This is a genomic window from Brevundimonas sp. T2-11 (assembly GCF_055397675.1).
The window spans coordinates 791,473-807,319 of sequence record NZ_AP027920.1 but is presented as its reverse complement, the minus strand read 5'-3'; the positions used below and the strand labels follow the sequence as shown (position 1 = coordinate 807,319).

The 15,847-nt window shown below is 61.6% G+C and carries 13 protein-coding genes and 1 pseudogene; 6 read left to right on the top strand and 8 right to left on the bottom strand.

Annotated elements, in window-relative coordinates; genetic code table 11:
• Positions 1 to 132 precede the first annotated feature (132 nt).
• Complete coding sequence (locus ACZ5XO_RS03940) at positions 133 to 450, top strand: VpaChn25_0724 family phage protein (RefSeq protein WP_464164017.1); 318 nt, start codon at positions 133 to 135, stop codon at positions 448 to 450.
• A gap of 33 nt (positions 451 to 483) precedes the next feature.
• Here ACZ5XO_RS03940 and ACZ5XO_RS03935 read toward each other — a convergent pair whose 3' ends face one another.
• The gene (locus tag ACZ5XO_RS03935) at positions 484 to 1,395 is read right to left on the bottom strand and encodes a PIN domain-containing protein (protein WP_464164016.1); all 912 of its coding nucleotides are present in this window, start codon (positions 1,393 to 1,395) and stop codon (positions 484 to 486) included.
• Positions 1,396 to 1,519: 124 nt separating this feature from the next.
• Here ACZ5XO_RS03935 and ACZ5XO_RS03930 point away from each other — a divergent pair, with 124 nt between their 5' ends.
• From ACZ5XO_RS03930 to ACZ5XO_RS03910, 5 genes are all read left to right on the top strand, one after another.
• A complete protein-coding gene (locus ACZ5XO_RS03930) occupies positions 1,520 to 2,899 on the top strand; it encodes a hypothetical protein (protein WP_464164015.1) in 1,380 nt (459 codons plus the stop codon).
• Positions 2,896 to 4,791, top strand: coding sequence for a DEAD/DEAH box helicase (locus ACZ5XO_RS03925; protein ID WP_464164014.1), 1,896 nt, complete (start codon positions 2,896 to 2,898; stop codon positions 4,789 to 4,791). Before ACZ5XO_RS03930 ends, ACZ5XO_RS03925 begins: the two co-directional genes overlap by 4 nt.
• Positions 4,788 to 5,699, top strand: coding sequence for a hypothetical protein (locus ACZ5XO_RS03920; protein ID WP_464164013.1), 912 nt, complete (start codon positions 4,788 to 4,790; stop codon positions 5,697 to 5,699). The genes ACZ5XO_RS03925 and ACZ5XO_RS03920 overlap by 4 nt, the downstream gene beginning before the upstream one ends.
• Complete coding sequence (locus tag ACZ5XO_RS03915) at positions 5,635 to 7,575, top strand: hypothetical protein (RefSeq protein WP_464164012.1); 1,941 nt, start codon at positions 5,635 to 5,637, stop codon at positions 7,573 to 7,575. Before ACZ5XO_RS03920 ends, ACZ5XO_RS03915 begins: the two co-directional genes overlap by 65 nt.
• A gap of 415 nt (positions 7,576 to 7,990) precedes the next feature.
• Positions 7,991 to 8,653, top strand: a complete 663-nt coding sequence (locus ACZ5XO_RS03910; protein WP_464164011.1) for a hypothetical protein — start codon at positions 7,991 to 7,993, stop codon at positions 8,651 to 8,653.
• A gap of 172 nt (positions 8,654 to 8,825) precedes the next feature.
• Here the strand turns inward: ACZ5XO_RS03910 and ACZ5XO_RS03905 are convergent, their stop codons facing one another.
• From ACZ5XO_RS03905 to ACZ5XO_RS03875, 7 genes and pseudogenes are all read right to left on the bottom strand, one after another.
• Positions 8,826 to 9,761: a hypothetical protein gene (locus ACZ5XO_RS03905; protein ID WP_464164010.1), complete on the bottom strand. Its 936-nt coding sequence runs from the start codon at positions 9,759 to 9,761 to the stop codon at positions 8,826 to 8,828.
• A 30-nt stretch (positions 9,762 to 9,791) separates the two neighbouring features.
• Positions 9,792 to 10,790 (bottom strand): AAA family ATPase, encoded by a 999-nt coding sequence (locus tag ACZ5XO_RS03900; protein WP_464164852.1) that lies wholly within the window; start codon positions 10,788 to 10,790, stop codon positions 9,792 to 9,794.
• Positions 10,791 to 10,880, bottom strand: a pseudogene (locus tag ACZ5XO_RS03895) (hypothetical protein); the annotation flags it as partial. It abuts the gene before it with no gap.
• Entirely contained in the window at positions 10,874 to 11,983 is a 1,110-nt protein-coding gene (locus ACZ5XO_RS03890) for a DUF262 domain-containing protein (RefSeq protein ID WP_464164009.1), read from the bottom strand. The gene ACZ5XO_RS03890 and the pseudogene ACZ5XO_RS03895, both read right to left, overlap by 7 nt.
• A gap of 249 nt (positions 11,984 to 12,232) precedes the next feature.
• On the bottom strand, positions 12,233 to 12,382 hold the full coding sequence (locus tag ACZ5XO_RS03885; RefSeq protein ID WP_464164008.1) for an SDR family oxidoreductase: 150 nt from the start codon (positions 12,380 to 12,382) through the stop codon (positions 12,233 to 12,235).
• A gap of 38 nt (positions 12,383 to 12,420) precedes the next feature.
• A complete protein-coding gene (locus ACZ5XO_RS03880; RefSeq protein ID WP_464164007.1) occupies positions 12,421 to 13,329 on the bottom strand; it encodes an HNH endonuclease family protein in 909 nt (302 codons plus the stop codon).
• On the bottom strand, positions 13,326 to 15,551 hold the full coding sequence (locus tag ACZ5XO_RS03875) for an AAA family ATPase (RefSeq protein WP_464164006.1): 2,226 nt from the start codon (positions 15,549 to 15,551) through the stop codon (positions 13,326 to 13,328). The genes ACZ5XO_RS03880 and ACZ5XO_RS03875 overlap by 4 nt, the downstream gene beginning before the upstream one ends.
• Positions 15,552 to 15,847: the final 296 nt, after the last annotated feature.

The window sequence follows — 15,847 nt, the reverse complement described above, 5'->3', positions numbered from 1 at the left end:
CCCCGGTCCGTGGGACATTGCTTGCAATATGTACGGGCACGCACAGAAGATGCTCGGTGATCCGATGCATGACCCATCTCCGGTGAGGCTATTGGGTCAACCGGTAAATACATCTCTGCGGAACTAAACGGCATGGGCAACGAAGTCGCCTTCGTAAAAGATATCGTTACGGGCCAGCGCCGGCTCGCGATTTTGCGCTGGCTTTCAGCGAGCCCCGGTTATGCCGCCAACGATCAGGTATTCACGCTCATGCTCCGCAACGTGGCCTTATACAGTGGGCGCGATAGTCTGAGAGACGACCTTGAGCACCTGGAAAGAGCAGGCGGCGTCGTTCTCACCCGACACGACACTCTCATCGTCGTCAAATTGACGAACCGGGGCAGCGAAGCTGCCGAGGGGCTTGTGGAGATGGAAGGGGTGCCTCGCCCCGGGGTCGAGTGTCCGTACTAGACCGTCGGGTCTCACGGTCGGCGAGTTTCCATTTCAATCTTTCACTGCCCCGGCGCTCTGGAGGTGGTTCACCTCTGTAACGAGATCGCTGAACCAGTTGGGAATGTTGCTCCCATCTCGCGCGGCGGCGCGTAGAGTTTCCAGGCCGGCACGATCCAGCCCAAAGCGCGGAGATTCAGCCAAGAGCCTGTTTTCCTCATATTCATCTTCGGCGGTGACATGCTCGTCCAGCCGCTTAAGCGCCGTCGTAAGCCGCGCAGACAGCTCAATCTGGCGCTTCGGACCGACGCGTCTCGCAAACTCGAACTTTAGATAGTCGTTGAGTGTCCATGTATCGCTCGTGGCGGTGCCGTAATCTCCGTCGCGGGAGACGATAAGCACGGGTCGCTCGGCGTTCTGCTTGGCGCAAGCGACGATCCATTCCCAGTTAACGCCGTCGCCATACGAAGTGTCCGATGACTTTCGAGGCGGTTGACCGAGGGCGAAGCGGTCGCGCGCCAGTTTGTGTATTTCGCCGCTGCGCTCATGGTCGGCGGTGAGGTTTAGCGGGCTTGCGGAGTCGAACAGGCGACTGAGGTCCTTGAAAACAGGGTCGTGATGCTCAGGATCATTCAGGATGGCCTCGATCTTGTCGCGAACCTCGGCATAGGCTTTCCCGGCGGCGTCCAGATTGTCTTGAAGGTTCCGAGAAGGCGCGAAGTCGGCGAGAATAGGGGGTACCGACATTTTGCTGGGCTTCTGCATCTTGCCCAGACTATCGACAATGACCTTCTGCCGGTTCTTCAGAAATTCCATCTTCACCTGAGCGTTGGTGATGAGGGCCGTACTGTGTCGATCGAGCGCGGCTAGCTGCCGAGCTGCGGATTCGCCTCCCTGGCGATAAAAATCGAGAAAGATATTGGTGTCGATGAAGACGAGCCACCTGTCTGAACCGGCTGACGCCACTGCATTACCTCATCGCCTGCGCCGCGGAGTCGCGGAAGCCGCACCGTAATTTCAACTTAAGCCTGCTGTCTTGTAAAGGTGGGTTGAGACGCCAGCGAATCGTGGCGTCGCATTGGGGACGGACATGGCGCAGCCCGACAATAACGAGCGCGCGGAACTGATCGCGCAGCACCTTGCCGCTGCGGACAAGCCGGGCAACGAGCAAGCCCGTTTTGCCTGGAAAACTGGATTTCACACGTCCCCAGTGGTGGAGTTGCCTGTGGAATCTGTTCTGCTCAATCCGCGAAGCCACCGCATCCGCTCTCAGTTGGAGTCTCACGCCAAGCGCGAGCTTGTCTTCGCCGAACCCTACGGAGAGGAGGCGCAGGCGATCATCGCGAACCTTCTCCGAGCGACTGAAGGCTTCGATGTGCTTCGCGAAAACCTGAAAGAGGTTCAACAACGAGAATACGGAATCGCGACTCATCGCGGTCTGCTGGTGAACGCCAACACGCGATGCGTGGCCCTGCGCGACAACGGCATGGACTACATTCGCGTTGCGATCCTGCCCTCAGACGCCCAGCAGAAGGAAATCGATGCCCTTGAGCTTCGCCTTCAGCTGCAGGAAGACTTCCGCCAGCCGTATTCGTTCTCCAACCAACTCCTCTTCATATCCGAACTTTTGGGCACATACGGGCATAGCGACGAGCGGGTCGCGCTCGACATGAACTGGGCGTCAAGCAGTGACGCCAGCTCGCTCAAGGAAGGGGTGAAGACCGTCCAGCGCCACGTGCGAATCCTGGCGATCATTCGCCAGTTGCAGGATGTCAGCGCAAGTCGGCTTCCGCTGACATGGGTCGACGACAAGCGTCAGTCCATGATCGATCTCGACGTGGAGCTAGAAAAACTGAACAAGAAGGACGACGCGTCAGCCGACCTCCTTAAACACAGTCGCATTCTGGGCATGCTGGTCGGTGCATTCTACCGGGATCTCCGAGAGGTCGATCAGACCTTCGCGCGTAAATACCTGCTGCCCTATCTCGAGGAGAAGCCCAACTTCGCCGGCCGACTGGAACAATTGCTTCAGGCCGACGTCGCTCCCGCGCCCGAATTGAAGGGGCTCGACGCCTTCGCGGCTGTGGCGGCGACTCCGCCGGCGCATGCGCTGGATCTGGAGCCGCTCATGGTGAAGCTCGCCGAGTCGCACACGCAGGATACGATCCAATGGAAGGCGACGGACGGAGCCGACGTCGTCGCGGAACGGGGGCCTATCGTCGCCGAACTTCTGGACGCGGTCAGCGTCGCGGCGGGAGACGCTCGGGTCGATCGTCAGAACGGAACCGCCCAGGACCGACCTAGGCGGCTGCTCGAGCAGGCGGCCAAATACATTCGACGGGCGACGGAAGCCTATCAGGACGTCCGGCACCACAGCGAGTTCAAACAGGACCAGTTCGATCTGGCCCGCATCGAACTGGCGGGTGCCATGGCGGCCCTGGAACAGACGATGGACCCCAGCGGAGAATGACGGAGCCTGGAGAAATTCAGCTCAGGACGGGGCGCGATCTTTCGGCCGTCAATGTGCGGCGCAGACGCAATGTCCCGCAGGTTTTCTGGGACAGGCTGCTCGTGGAATGGGGGTCATCCGGTCAGCGCTCAGGCGAGCAGGTAACGGTCTCGGTCGACCGGTTTCTGTCGCGATTGAGCTGGGTGCACGGCGCCTGCATACAGCACCATGTGGGCCTGGATCTCGATGAGGTGACCCGGGATCTAGTAACCCGGAGCGGCAGCGAACGCGCCGCATTGGGCCAAGCCTCCGCCGAACCGGAACGGCGAGAAGACGTGTCCGCCCGGCTGTCGGGAACGCGCTTCACGCGCGAACTCCGTGATTTCCAGCGCCGCGATCTGTCACGGCTGCTGGCTCTGCCGAACGCCGCCAACTTTTCGGTCCCTGGAGCCGGCAAGACTACGGTCACGCTCGCGCTCTATGAGGCTGAGAGGCATGCGGGACGCGTCCAACGCCTGCTAGTGGTGGCGCCGCTCTCCGCATTCGAAGCGTGGACGACCGAGGCCGCCCTGTGTTTCGAGGATGAGCCTCCCGTCATCCAGGCCTACAGCGGAGGCGCGATCTCGCCGGCGATCGAGATTGTCCTGACCAACTACCATCGGCTCGCCAGTCCGGAGAGTTACAGTGCGCTGGCCAAGTGGGTGACGTCCAAGCCGACTCACATTGTCCTGGATGAGGCGCACCGGGCCAAGCGCGGCTGGTCCGGCGAGTGGGGGCGCGCTTGCCTGAGCCTATCCTATCTAGCGGCGCGCCGGGACGTGCTCACCGGCACGCCGGCACCTCAGGGGTTCAAGGATCTCGAAGCCTTGTTCGATTTCGCATGGCCCAGTCAGGCGCGCACGATCCTGCCGGATGACCTCTTTCTTCGCGGCCAATCCGATCTGGCGGGCGACAAGGTCGCGGCCGCCATTGCGCCCCTTTTTGTGCGCACCACCAAGCACGATCTGAACCTTCCTAAGGTAACCTTCTCAGTTCAGCCGATACCGCTGACAGGGGTCCAGAAGGAGATCTACTCTGCGCTTTGCCACGACTACGCAGGCGAGTTGAACCTCACCAGACGAGAAGAGATGGACTTCGCCCGCATGGGCCAGGTAGTGATGTACCTTCTCGAGGCCGCGTCCAACCCCCAATTGCTTGCGGCCGGCTCCTCCGAATTCGATCCGCCGGAGTTCCGACACCCGCCGATCGAGGTTCAGGCTGACAGCCGGCTCCGGGAACTTGTGAGCCGCTACGCGCTCTATGAAACGCCGCCGAAATTCCTCGCGCTCGCTAACATCGTTCGAGCCAACGCCGACCAAGGCCGCAAGACCCTTGTCTGGACGAACTTCGTCAAGAACATCTCGACGCTCGAGAAGATGCTCTCGCGCTATAAGCCCGCGACGGTTCACGGCGGCGTGCCGTCGCGGGTGACGTCGCCGAACGCCGGGCGTCTCCGTGAGGATGAGATCGCCCGGTTCCGGGACCGGGCGTCCGGCTGCATGGTCTTGCTCGCCAACCCTGCCGCCATGAGCGAGGGCATCAGCCTACACCGCGAATGCCAGGACGCGGTTTATGTGGATCGGACGTTCAACGCTGGCCAGTACCTTCAGAGCCTTGATCGAATTCACCGCCTCGGCCTAGAGCCCCACCAATCGCCCACTGTGACTTTCCTTGAGACCGTCGGCACAGTTGATGAGGTGGTGAACCGCAGGATCAAGGAGAAGGCGTCCCGACTAGGACAAATCCTCGACGATCCGGCTGTCGAGGAAATGGCGCTGCCAGACGAAGAGGACTACGGTTCGCCGTTCGACAATCAGGGCGACATCGCCGCGCTCTTGGAGCATCTAAGGAACGCCGGGGACGAGGCGCGGTGACGGCCCGTTCGTTAGAACGCATGCCGAGCCGCTTCGAACTCAGCGTAGCACTGGAAGTGGCGAGGCTCGTGAGCGCTGACGGCGTCGATGATCAGGACCTGATCGTGTCGTTTGAGCACATGGCCAGCGGAGGCCTTGTGCGCGTGGATCATCTCACTGCAGCGACCAAGCTTCTGACGATCGGGGGCCTGCTGACTCGCAAGGATGATCGCTGGCAAGCCGTCGAAGTCTTAAAAGGCGTCGGCGCCCTCTCGAACAACGAGGGGATCGCCTCGCTGGCCTTTCTCCTTCTCTCCCGCGCGCCGCCTATATGGGTCGCCGGCGCCACCGTCGGCGCCGCCTTAAACGTCGATGTCATCCCGGACGCCGACTGGAAGTCGCTCTGCGACGCGATCGCCGACCCCCACAGACGCGAGGCCATGATACTCTGCGTAGGCCGCCGGCTCATGGGAAACTTCGGGATCGATGTCGTGGAAGCGGCAGTGGCCTCTGTTCTGGAAGAATGTCGGCGGCGTCTAATCACCTTCGGACGTCCAGATCTCGGAGACCGCATTCTTCGCGTCGCCAGCGAGGAACAACTCGGTTACGATATCGTCTGCCCGACAATCCGGGGAGAATGCTGGCGCCTGCGGGTGCTGGCTGGACATCGAGGCCTGTCGCGATTGGCAATGAACATCACACGCACCGATATCGGGATCGGGATCGGAAAATCGGGATGGGGGGCCATCGTTTGCCAACTGGACGTCAATAACCAGAATCAAATCGTCGGCTGGTGCGATGGATCTCTGCTGAGGGCGCATCTCCCGGACGATCTCGGGGGCAGAAGCGAGTGGACGACCGCTCGTGTATTTCTCGACGACCACGATCTGGTCTCTGATTTTCCCGACCTTGAAAATGGCCCAGCCTAGTATTCTAGCATCGCTGGATCGTGAGAAGATCGGCTGCCTCTCACGCGCTGAGACCCGCAAGCGTGAAGCTGTCCTACCCCCGGTGAGCATTTACCGATGGTGGGCGAGGCGTACCGACGCGATAAATGGCGCGATCGTCGAAAGTGCGGCCAAGGTGCTCCGCCGCGAGCGACCGCTCCTCGTGCTTGACCCTTTCGCGGGCGGCGGCGTGATCCCGCTAAGCGTCCTCAAGCGCGGGCACCGGATCTACGCGCAGGATCTTGATCCGTGGGCGGCCCGCGGCCTGGGGGCGATGCTGAACCTGCCTCCGGCGAACACCTTGGCCGAGGCGAAGACGGCGCTCGCTACTGCGGCCAAGGATATTTGCCGCCAAGCTTACCAGACCTGCTTCAGCTCTGGAGAGCCGGCCCAGATCAGCCAAACGATCCGGGTCATGCGAAGCCGTTGCGGCCATTGCGGTCACGATCACCGCCTCTTTCCTTTTGCACTGGTGACTCTTGACCGGCGCCGGGATCGGGGCGGGGCAACCGCGCGACTAGCTTGCCGCAACGGACACCTTTTCTCCGGGACGTCGGAGGGTGTCCAAGCCTGCCCCGTTTGCGCAGAGACGGTCAATCCGACCGACGCCTATCTCGTCGGGCGCGAGGTTGTCTGCCCAGAATGCGGCACGGTGGAGGCCCTGGCCGACCGCTGCGAAGGCAAGCCCCATCGCTGGGAGGTCGTCTTGGTCGAGCGGAGCGATGGCCTGCGCCGGGAGTTGGATGAGCCGACGGCCGCCGAGGTGGCCCAAGCCGACCATGACCGCTGGCGGCCCCGCCGCCGGTTGAGCGCCATCCCGAACGGCCCTGAAACCCGCGTGTTGACCCGGCACGGCTTCCAGACCTGGAACGATCTCTACCCGCGTCGCCAACAAGTGGTCATTGAGAAGCTGCTGGCCCTCTGCTCCTCTCTCTTCAACGACAAATCCATCCGTGAATCCGTGGTCATGGCCGTTATCGGGTCCGTTGAGATGGCGGGTCATCTGTCGCGTTGGGACCGATTCTATCTCAAGGCCTTCGAGGCGATGGCGTCACATCGTTTCAACTTCACGACGCTCACCGTGGAGCCTCATGTCCTCGGAGTTGGGCGGGTGGGCCGCGGCACGACCCTGCAACGGCTGGCGTCTTTCGAACGGGCGGCGCGCTGGCTGGCCGCAGCGGGAATGTCGGACACGTCTCAACGGGCCGCCGTCGTCTGCGGGAGTTCGGACAAACTCGCCCTCGGCGATGGCGAGGTGGACCTCATCCTGACGGACCCGCCATATCACGACGACGTCCAGTATTCGGATTTATCGCTTCCCTTCCGCGCCTGGTCTCGTCTGATCGCCGCCCGGTTCGGCGGCTCTGCCGTGGCCATTCCCCATGCGTCGACGATCGCTAAGCATCGGCGCTATCGTCGGGTCCTCACGTCCATCTTCTCCGAGTTGCGACGTGTGCTGTCCGCCGATGGCCGTCTGGTGTTCAGCTATGCCAATCGAGAGCCCGCCGCCTGGATCAATCTGTTTGCGGCGCTCAAATCAGCGGGGTTCCACCCGGTCGCCTTCACAATCATCCAATCGGAAAACGAGCTCGATCCATGGCGCAAGAAGGGACGGGCCTGCAGCCTGGACATGCTGCTGGAGCTCTCCTCGAGCCCTGTCACGCCGTTCGAGCAGTATCGAACCTCCCCCCAGCTCAATATCCCCGAAGAAGACTACCTGCTGGCGGTGGGAAACGCGTTTCTTGACACCGCGGCGCCTCCGCCTCGTTGGGAGCAAAAGTTTATCGATCGGCTCAAGTCGCATGAGTTCTTGGCACCGAAATCGGACCATGCGTCGATCCAAATCGCCGCCGAGTGACGCGAGATCAAACGATGCCTCGCTCACCTCCCGGGAGCGGCGCTCCGCAGAGTGCTTTGAATGAGGTGCCAAATGTTACGGAGCGCCAGCATTCAGCACACTAATTTCGTCTCTGAGCTTTCGAGCAACGGTGTCCGTCAGAGCAACGTCGCTATGCTGACCGGTACGATCTTGCGAACCTGACCTCGGTTGCGGTCGGGGCGATTCGAGCGGCATGCTTAATGTCGTGTTTCAAGCCTGATGGAATGTCCACTCGTGGCGCGTGGGTGCCGGCCGCTATTGACCGTCGGGGAATGGGTAGTGAGCGAAGCTCCGCAACGCTAAGTTTCGCTACTAATGGCCACAGTTAGCGGGCGTCATGAAAATCCTTCCAACTATAGCATCCGGCCTCGCTGGATGGCTCACATATGAAGACATGCGCCGCAAGGTCCGGCATCATGAGGAAAGCACCCTTTACGAGCCGATCCGCGAGATTGCTGAAGCCAACGGTTACCACGTAGAGCGAGAGTTTCCGTTTCCGCGAAGGCCAAGCCAGCGCGGGGATTCCAAGCGGATCGATTTTGTTTTCGCCAATCCAAAAACCGGAGATTGGGCGGTTCTTGAGGTGAAGTTCAAGAAGATGGCCAAGACTATGGCCGGCGGCATTGGCAAAGACGCGTTGCGTATCCGAGACATAGACGGAGACTTTCTCAACGCCGCGCGGCCAGCTAAGTCCAAGCTTCCTAAGTTCACGTCAGGTTGCCGTCTTGATCACGGTGTCCTTGTCGTTTGGCGCGAAGGCGACATTCTCGATGCAATGAAGGGCAAGGAGCCGCCGACAATCAGCCGCCAACTCATGACGATAATGAAATGGATGTTTGACGATCCCAACGCTGTGACAGCGCGGATGTTGGCCGAAGCTGTCTTACTCAACACGCCGCGGAAGACTGTTGATATAAAGTGCGGATATCTCCGATGGGGAAACACCCGCACGGAGAAGCGCTATTGGCTCGCAATCCTGCGGAAAGTCCCTGCGTGGAACCGCCTGGACGCCGAGTTGCAGCCTCGGCCCAAGGGCTCTGCCAAGGCCGACACTTAGTAGTCTTACTCCCTTTGGGGCAGGCTGAGCCTACCGGATATTGAACCCTGCTGGATGAAGTACGCGGCCGAGTTTGAAAGTCCAAATCCTGGAGGCAGCCAAAGTCCTCTCATGGCGCAGGCCGGACCAAAAGAGAGTAAGATCATCCAGGTAGGGGCCGACTTTCAATCTGTCACTTAGTGATCTTCGGCCCAACGTAGAGGACCTTCAGGTGCTTCGTGTCCGCCGTCACGGGCCATTGGAAGTGAACCCTGTAGAACCGGTGGCTGATCTTTCCATGCCAGTGCGCGAAGATCGTGCCTTCCCCGTCCGGATCGGCGAACGTCATGTCGGTACGATAGGCAATCTGGTTCGATCCAGATTCCGGCGAGAACGGCGCCCGTCCACCCTGGAAATGTTCCGCCAGCAGAGCTTGGGACGCCGGTGTCTCAATGCCCTTCGTATCGCGGCTGCGCATGTAGGCTTCGAGGATCTGCATCAGGGCGTAAAAACGATCGCGAACAATCGGGTCGAAAGGCTCCCTCGCGAGGCGGCGGTCCGTGAGCAGTGCGTCCGGGAACTGCAGCGCCGGAAAAGCTATGCGGGCCGTCTCAACCATCTCCCGCCAGTTTGTCGCCGGCGCAGCCCTGGCGACGGTGGCGGCCACCGCTTTGTCGGGGTCCCAAAAGTTCGCGATCGGATAAACCGCGAGCGGTTCATCTTCAAATCCGTGCACGACGAAGAGGGGCGAAACAGCGAACTCAGGCTCGCCCCGGGCGAAGCTCAGCGAGGCCACCGCTTCCGCAGCTTTCTGCCGACGCGCCGCCTCTCCAAGACCACCATCCGTCACTTCGACTCCGAGGCACTGGAATAGGTCTTGATCCTCGGCCAAACGGTCGCTTTCGAGAAAGGGGCCATTGCGTCCGACCCAAGCCAGCACGGAGCGCGCCAGATCTTGCCCTTTCCAGCTCTGGAGCACCTCGCGAAAGGTGCGCCCTTCAAGCACGAGCCGGTCGGCGAGGCGTGGCGTAGTCCGCATCGCCCCCAGTGAGGGCGACCGGGCGCGGGCCTTCATGACGTTCTCGAGCTCTTCCTTGAAGTGGTCCTCGTTCCGGAACTGACCGTTCACGGACGCCTCATTCAGGTAAAAGCGCATCCCTCACGCCCAACCCGCTAGGCGCGACAAGTCCTTTTCACCTTGGTCGAAGAACCCATTGGGCCATTCGTAGATTTCCCCGCCTGCGCCAACGGCCGGCTGGCTTACGCCATGCCCCTCTTCGGTCGCGCCGTTGAAGAAGTGAATCCGAAGCGCCTCTGACGAAAGAACAGATTCCCGCACGGCGAGACGGGCACCGTTCAGCAGGTGATCGCTGTGCGTCTCGACGATAACCTGTACTCCGGCGGCCGCAAACCTCGCCAGCAGCCGCCCCATCTGGGACTGACCAAAGGGATGGAGGTGCGCTTCGGGACTGTCGATCACCACCACCCCCCCGTGCGGCACCGTCAGCAAGGCTACGATCAACGGAAAGGCGTAGGACAGGCCGTATCCAATGTTGGAGGGGCGCCTCCACGATCCGAGAGACTCGAGACGGAACTGTAGGCTCATCTGGGACAAGGCGGCGACATTCTGGACATTGGCCTCCGCTCCCGGGAACAGATAGCTGAGCCAAGCGTCCACCTGCTTACGGAAATTTCCTTCAAGACCGGGGAAGCATCGGCGAGGATCGACATCCTCGTCGGCCCGTCGCTCGAACCAGTAAGGCGCAAACCGGCCGTCGTGGCCAATGTCTGGCCAATCGGTCTGTTCCGGTATCGGATAGGCGTCCGCGGCGCCGACCCGCACCGCTGCTAGATAGGTGAGCTGGGCTAGCAGAGTTCCGAGCACGCCATCCACCGCCAGAGCGCCTTCGATCGCCAGCGGCAAATTGCGTTCACCAGCCACGATTGATGGACTCAGACTGATTGCGCCGTTGGGGCCGATCGCCTCGAACGCCATTGGGCGTCTGGAGATCGCCGGGACGACATCGCCGGCCGTGCCCAGCCGGACTAGGGGACCGTTAAGCGGCAGCGCGGTTCCCCGCCCGTCCCGCAACGCTTGTGCGATAAGCAGCAAGCTCTGCAGCGCGGTAGACTTGCCGCTTCCATTGAAGCCGGTCATCAAAGTCAGGTCGCCTAGGTCAAGGCGTAGGTCGTCGAAGCATTTGAAGCCTTGGACCCCAATGGACTGGAGTGTACGCGAGCTCACCATTCAGCCTCCGGCATATCCTCGATGACCTCGTTCATGATGCCAAACCGGGTTCGGACTTGGCTCGTGCTGTTGGTGGAGTAGGTGATCGCATTGGAGAACTTCAGATCTCCGATCAGCCCAGTGATGGTCTCGAGCAGGTATTGTTCCTGATTCTGGGCGAGGATGCCGAGCTCGGCCATCGTCGCCGCGCAGACCTCGAACAGCGAGATGTTAATGACGCTTCGCGTGGCGTGAGGTCCGTTGGTGAGAGACTTGCGGAATGCGTGCTCTCCGAAAAGGTCCGAGCACAGCGACATCGCGCGATCGAATTCTGTACGGAGTAAGTGTCGCTCCGCTTCCGTCGCATCAGAGAGAGCTGAGAGCCCCATGGCTAAGAAGGCATCCATATCCCCCCGGTATTGCGAGACGCCCAGAAGCCGAAATGCGACGTATCGATTAACCGCTTCGCGATCACGCATCGTCTTGGGATTCAGCGACATGCCGGTCGCCCTGCGAAACTCGGGGCCGTTCACCGCATCCTTGAGCCACGTGGTGGCCGCGCCGTTGTAGAGCGCGTTCCTCATTTGCTGTCGGGTCAGCGGTTCGCCGCTGTTGACGCGTTCAAAGATGTCGAGCTTGGCGCGCTCCGGAGCCTTAGCGTCCAAGATATACATTGTCAGGGGGGTGTCAGCGACCCGCTCCTGGAGGGCGACGGACAGATCCTTAAACAGCTTTCCGTCGAGGGGGTGCTCCTTCCCAGGCTGGCCGAGGCCACTGAGCCGAAACTGATTGCGCATGAAGCGGTAAAATGTCGTCAGACGCTGCAGGCCGTCGACCACAATGATACGCCCATCAGGTGCTTCGGCCACGTAGAAGACCGGGAGCGGAATCCTCATGATTGCGCTCTCGATCAGCTTGGACTGCTTCGGCACTGGCCAAACGAAATCACGCTGAAAATCCGGATCGAGGATGAACCGCTTACGATCGATTCGCTCCACCACATCCCCGACGTTGCGGGGTTCCGTGCGAACGAACACTGCATCGAGCGGATAGTCACCCCACCCGCCATCGAATGCGTCTACGCCCTCAACGTCGTCATAGCCAGGCTCAGTCGTGTCCGTCATGCGGTCTATTCTTCTCTCAAACCGGCCCGTCGCTTCGGTCGCCCCCGGCCCCCAAGGTTGCGCAATCTAGGCTGTCGCGATGGCCATTCCTAGACGACTTCGGACAGCAGCTCGCAGCGCCGAGCTAGCGTCCGCTTTCAGGATGCGAGTCTATGTCCGCTGCTGGCGCGGAACAGTCCTCGCCTATCCGCTACGGCCAGGGGCGGCGCGATCGTCGACCAGTTTGAATCGACGATCGCGCGCTCATCCCTAGGCCGTCCAGCCACCGTCGATCGTCAGGCTGGCGCCTGTCATGTAGCCGGCGTCGGGACCGGCGAGCCAGGAGACCAGGCCGCCGATCTCGTCCGGCTTGCCGGTCCGGCCCAAAGGCAGGCAAGGGCGGAACAGCAGAAACGCCACGGTTCACGGCAGGCAGCAGTTGTTGGAGCGGCGAAGTTTCAGCGAGGATCGGGCGTTCGGTGAACGGCCAGCCACTGGCTCACCTCTTCCCGGAACTCGATCAAGAACGCCGTCGCCATGGCGGCGTATTCTTTGTCCGCACTGCAATGCAGACGCATATCTTCCAGGCCGGCCAGGATGAACTTGACGGCGAGCGCTTGTTCACGAGCGCTCATGCCGACGGTTTCGTTCAAACTGTCCCTTATACGCTTGCGTTGCCCTTTCAGGATATCAAGGGCGGCGGTGCGTCCTTCGACCAAGCCGACCCGGTTCAGAGCCAGGCATCGAATGGTTTCGGCACCCTCGATCGACGGCTGGCCGCCCTCCGATCTGGGGGTCACGATGCTGTAGTCGGTATGGTGATTCCATGTGAGGTGGGCGTCAGGCTTCGTCCGCGTCGGGTCAATGAGGTGCGGTTGTTCGCGTTCGTGGTCTTCCGAGCTCGCCTGAAGTCGCGCGGCGCCGACCGGGAAGCTGTTGGCCTTGCCCCAGAGCTTCGACGGCTTGATCGCCTGCAAGGCCTCGACGTCCGCCACGGTCATGTTCAGCGTCACGACATGCTGGTGAAGGCCTTTGTTGCACGGGGCGCAGGTCGGCAGCAGATTGGTCCAGCTGTGCGCCAGCCACCAGTAGCCGGGATGGTTCGGATCCTCGTTGCCGCCTTTGGGACGGTAGTGCTCGACCTCGCGGGTGCCTTTCTCGATGCGCCGTTCGCAATAGGCGCACTTACCGTGGAAAAGCTTTCGCAGCGCATCCGAGACGTCCCAGGCGCGATACTGTTTGAATGTGTAGGCCGTCGCGCCCTTTTTCCACCCCTTATAGTAGGTCGTCGCCTTCTTCATCTCGTCGGTGGCGGCAGCGGCGCTGAGGGAGGCCGGCGCTGTTTTGGGACGTTTGGCGTAGATCATGCCGGCGCCGTCCCGGGCTCGCTGTCGTCGTCCTGTTCCAACGGAAGCGGTTGGGAAAGGGCTTGGTAGATCTGTTCAACGGTCGACCTGCGGATGTCTGTTCTCAGGGGACCAGACGCCTTTTCGCGGGTGTCGAGAAAGCGCCTGAGGGCCTCGTGAATGACCTGTTCCGCTGCGCTGTCACCAAGCGTCAGCCTGGCGACCATGTCATCGACTTCGGGGTCTTCCGGCCGATCCGCCACTGCACCGGCAAGACGCGCCATATCCAGTTCCGTCTCGGGGTCGATGGTGCTCGAGAGGCCGAAATAGTCGGACGTCAGCAGCTGTTCGGCGCGCATGCCCTTCAGGCTGGGCAGGTCGTCGAGCACCGAGATTTCTCCTCGCTCGTCGCGTTGGAACACGAAAACTTCCCCATCCTCCATGCCTCTCAGGCACAACGGATCGTGGGTGGTGACGATAAACTGGACATTGGGTAGGGCGCGTCGGAAGGCCCGCATCACCTGCATCTTCCAGCGAGGGTGAAGATGGGTCTCGATCTCGTCGATCAACACGATCGCGTGCGCGCTTTCGAGATCGTCGAAATGATCCAGCAGGTGGCGGAAGATGTCGGCCGCCAAGGCGAACATCGACCGGTAGCCGTCACTGAGCTGCTCGACGGGAACTGCGCGATCTTCGACGGTCACGGAGACGAGGCCGCTGTCTCTGACCAGCTGATCGGTCTCGGCGAGGGCAAGGATGGGGCGAAGGCCTCGCGCCATCGCATTGAAGCGTTCGGCTTCCAAACCGTTCAGCCAGCCGCCGGGATAGGGAAGGGTCGCGAGCGGATCGAACAGCGTCCTGACGGCGGCGAAGGGGTGAAGGCTGGTCTCGGACTTGTTGCGATCGAAGAACCGACGGGGCCCGTAGCCGAGCACGAGAGCGGATGGGGAGATGTCGCCGAACAGGGTGGCCGTGCCGCCATCCACGGCGAAGGCGGCCTCCCCGTCGCCGTACCTGAAGCGAACACGCGCGAACGCGCTGGGCGACCCGCCTGACCCATCGAGGCTCAAGGCGTCGTCCGGAAGGAATTCGCTGAAGTCCAGCCGAAGTCGGCGGCTCTGTTCTGAACCGAGTAGGGCGAGGGCCACGCCTTGGAGGAGCGTCGACTTTCCGGTCGCGTTCTCTCCCAGCAGCATCAGGCAGGGTGCGCTGCGGCGAGTTCGTTTCGCCGGACCCAGTTTGATATTCAGGTGTCTGACCCCCTTGAGATTGTCGAGCGTGATCTGCTCGATGTATCGCGGCGAGGGCCTGTCTTGGCGGCGACGTGCCGCCTGAGCCACTTGGGTAGGTGTTCGCGAGGGCCAGCGGTCGCGCTCGATGGTCCGGGATTCGTCCTCGCTCCGGAGGTTGCCGAACTCGCGGACCAGATCGCTCGGGCTGACGCCACGCCCGGCGAAATAGCCGATCATCCGGCCAGGGAGGGTCCTCAGCGGCTTCTCAAGCAGGGGGGCGACGATCGGCAGTTCATGGAGCGCACGCTTCAAGACGTTCAGTCGGGCCCCGAGGAAGGGCGTCTCGGGCCTGAAGGCGTCGAAGAGGTGACTGGCCATGCCCGTGTCAGCCCAATGTTTTACATCGACGGCCATGGCGGCCAGGCTTTCGCTTCTGAGATGGACCAGGCGCGCGCTGTCGAGCTCGAGCAGGGTTATCGTCTCGTTCGCCCTTGCCGTCAGAGGCTGGCATCGGCCGTCGAACAGAAACTCAAAGTGGCGCTCGGGCGTCTCGCGATAAGGATCGATCAGGATGGTTTTCTCGACCCGACGGACCTCAGCGAGCCTCGCCATATAGGGCGCACGTTCAGTCGTCAGGGGCAGACGATCAGCTCGCGCCCGCTGGCAGTAGTCGCAGACATAGATGAGGTTGTCCCACTCATAGGCCAGCCAGGCATAGTGGTCATGGGCGGCGTCCGACCTATCGAAGGGGTCGCGGACCCGAACGGGCCTGAAGTGCTCTACATGGGGCTGGATTTCGTCGGTTTCACAGAAGACGCATTTGTGGCGACACCGATCCGCGACGGCGTCGTGAAGCTCGCCCTTGAAGAAGAGCTCCTCGGCGACCGGAGGTCGTCGCTGGCGCCGCTCGGTGCTGGGCCTGCGGAGAAACTCCAGCATCTCCCTGCGGCGTCGCCGCACGAAGGGGGATGACAGGATTTTTGGGGGCGGCGCGGCGCCGATGCGGATCATGCGAAAACCTTCAAGCGGTTAGAAGCGGCCCACAGCCAGCTGCAGCCATTTGAGCAGGACATCGATCAGGGCGCCGAGCAGTTCGGGATGTGTTTGGCGCCGCCGGCGACCGCGCTGACCGGGAGGGTGACCGCGTGTTCGCGGGCGAGATCCTTGCCCTTCTCGACCAGCTTGGCTTCCGACACCAAGAACATGCGTAGGATGTGGTCGGCGAAAAGACGACATCTGGCCATTCCAATGGGCAGTTCGTCCCGAGACCGACTCTCGGAAGGACCGCTAAAGGTGGGAAGCGGACC

Coding starts and splice junctions, on each gene's coding strand:
- ACZ5XO_RS03875 (WP_464164006.1), bottom strand. CDS start 15,551: ATGATCCGCATCGGCGCCGCGCCGCCCCCAAAAATCCTGTCATCCCCC.
- ACZ5XO_RS03900 (WP_464164852.1), bottom strand. CDS start 10,790: ATGACCGGCTTCAATGGAAGCGGCAAGTCTACCGCGCTGCAGAGCTTG.
- ACZ5XO_RS03925 (WP_464164014.1), top strand. CDS start 2,896: ATGACGGAGCCTGGAGAAATTCAGCTCAGGACGGGGCGCGATCTTTCG.
- ACZ5XO_RS03910 (WP_464164011.1), top strand. CDS start 7,991: ATGCGCCGCAAGGTCCGGCATCATGAGGAAAGCACCCTTTACGAGCCG.
- ACZ5XO_RS03880 (WP_464164007.1), bottom strand. CDS start 13,329: ATGATCTACGCCAAACGTCCCAAAACAGCGCCGGCCTCCCTCAGCGCC.
- ACZ5XO_RS03890 (WP_464164009.1), bottom strand. CDS start 11,983: ATGACGGACACGACTGAGCCTGGCTATGACGACGTTGAGGGCGTAGAC.
- ACZ5XO_RS03930 (WP_464164015.1), top strand. CDS start 1,520: ATGGCGCAGCCCGACAATAACGAGCGCGCGGAACTGATCGCGCAGCAC.
- ACZ5XO_RS03940 (WP_464164017.1), top strand. CDS start 133: ATGGGCAACGAAGTCGCCTTCGTAAAAGATATCGTTACGGGCCAGCGC.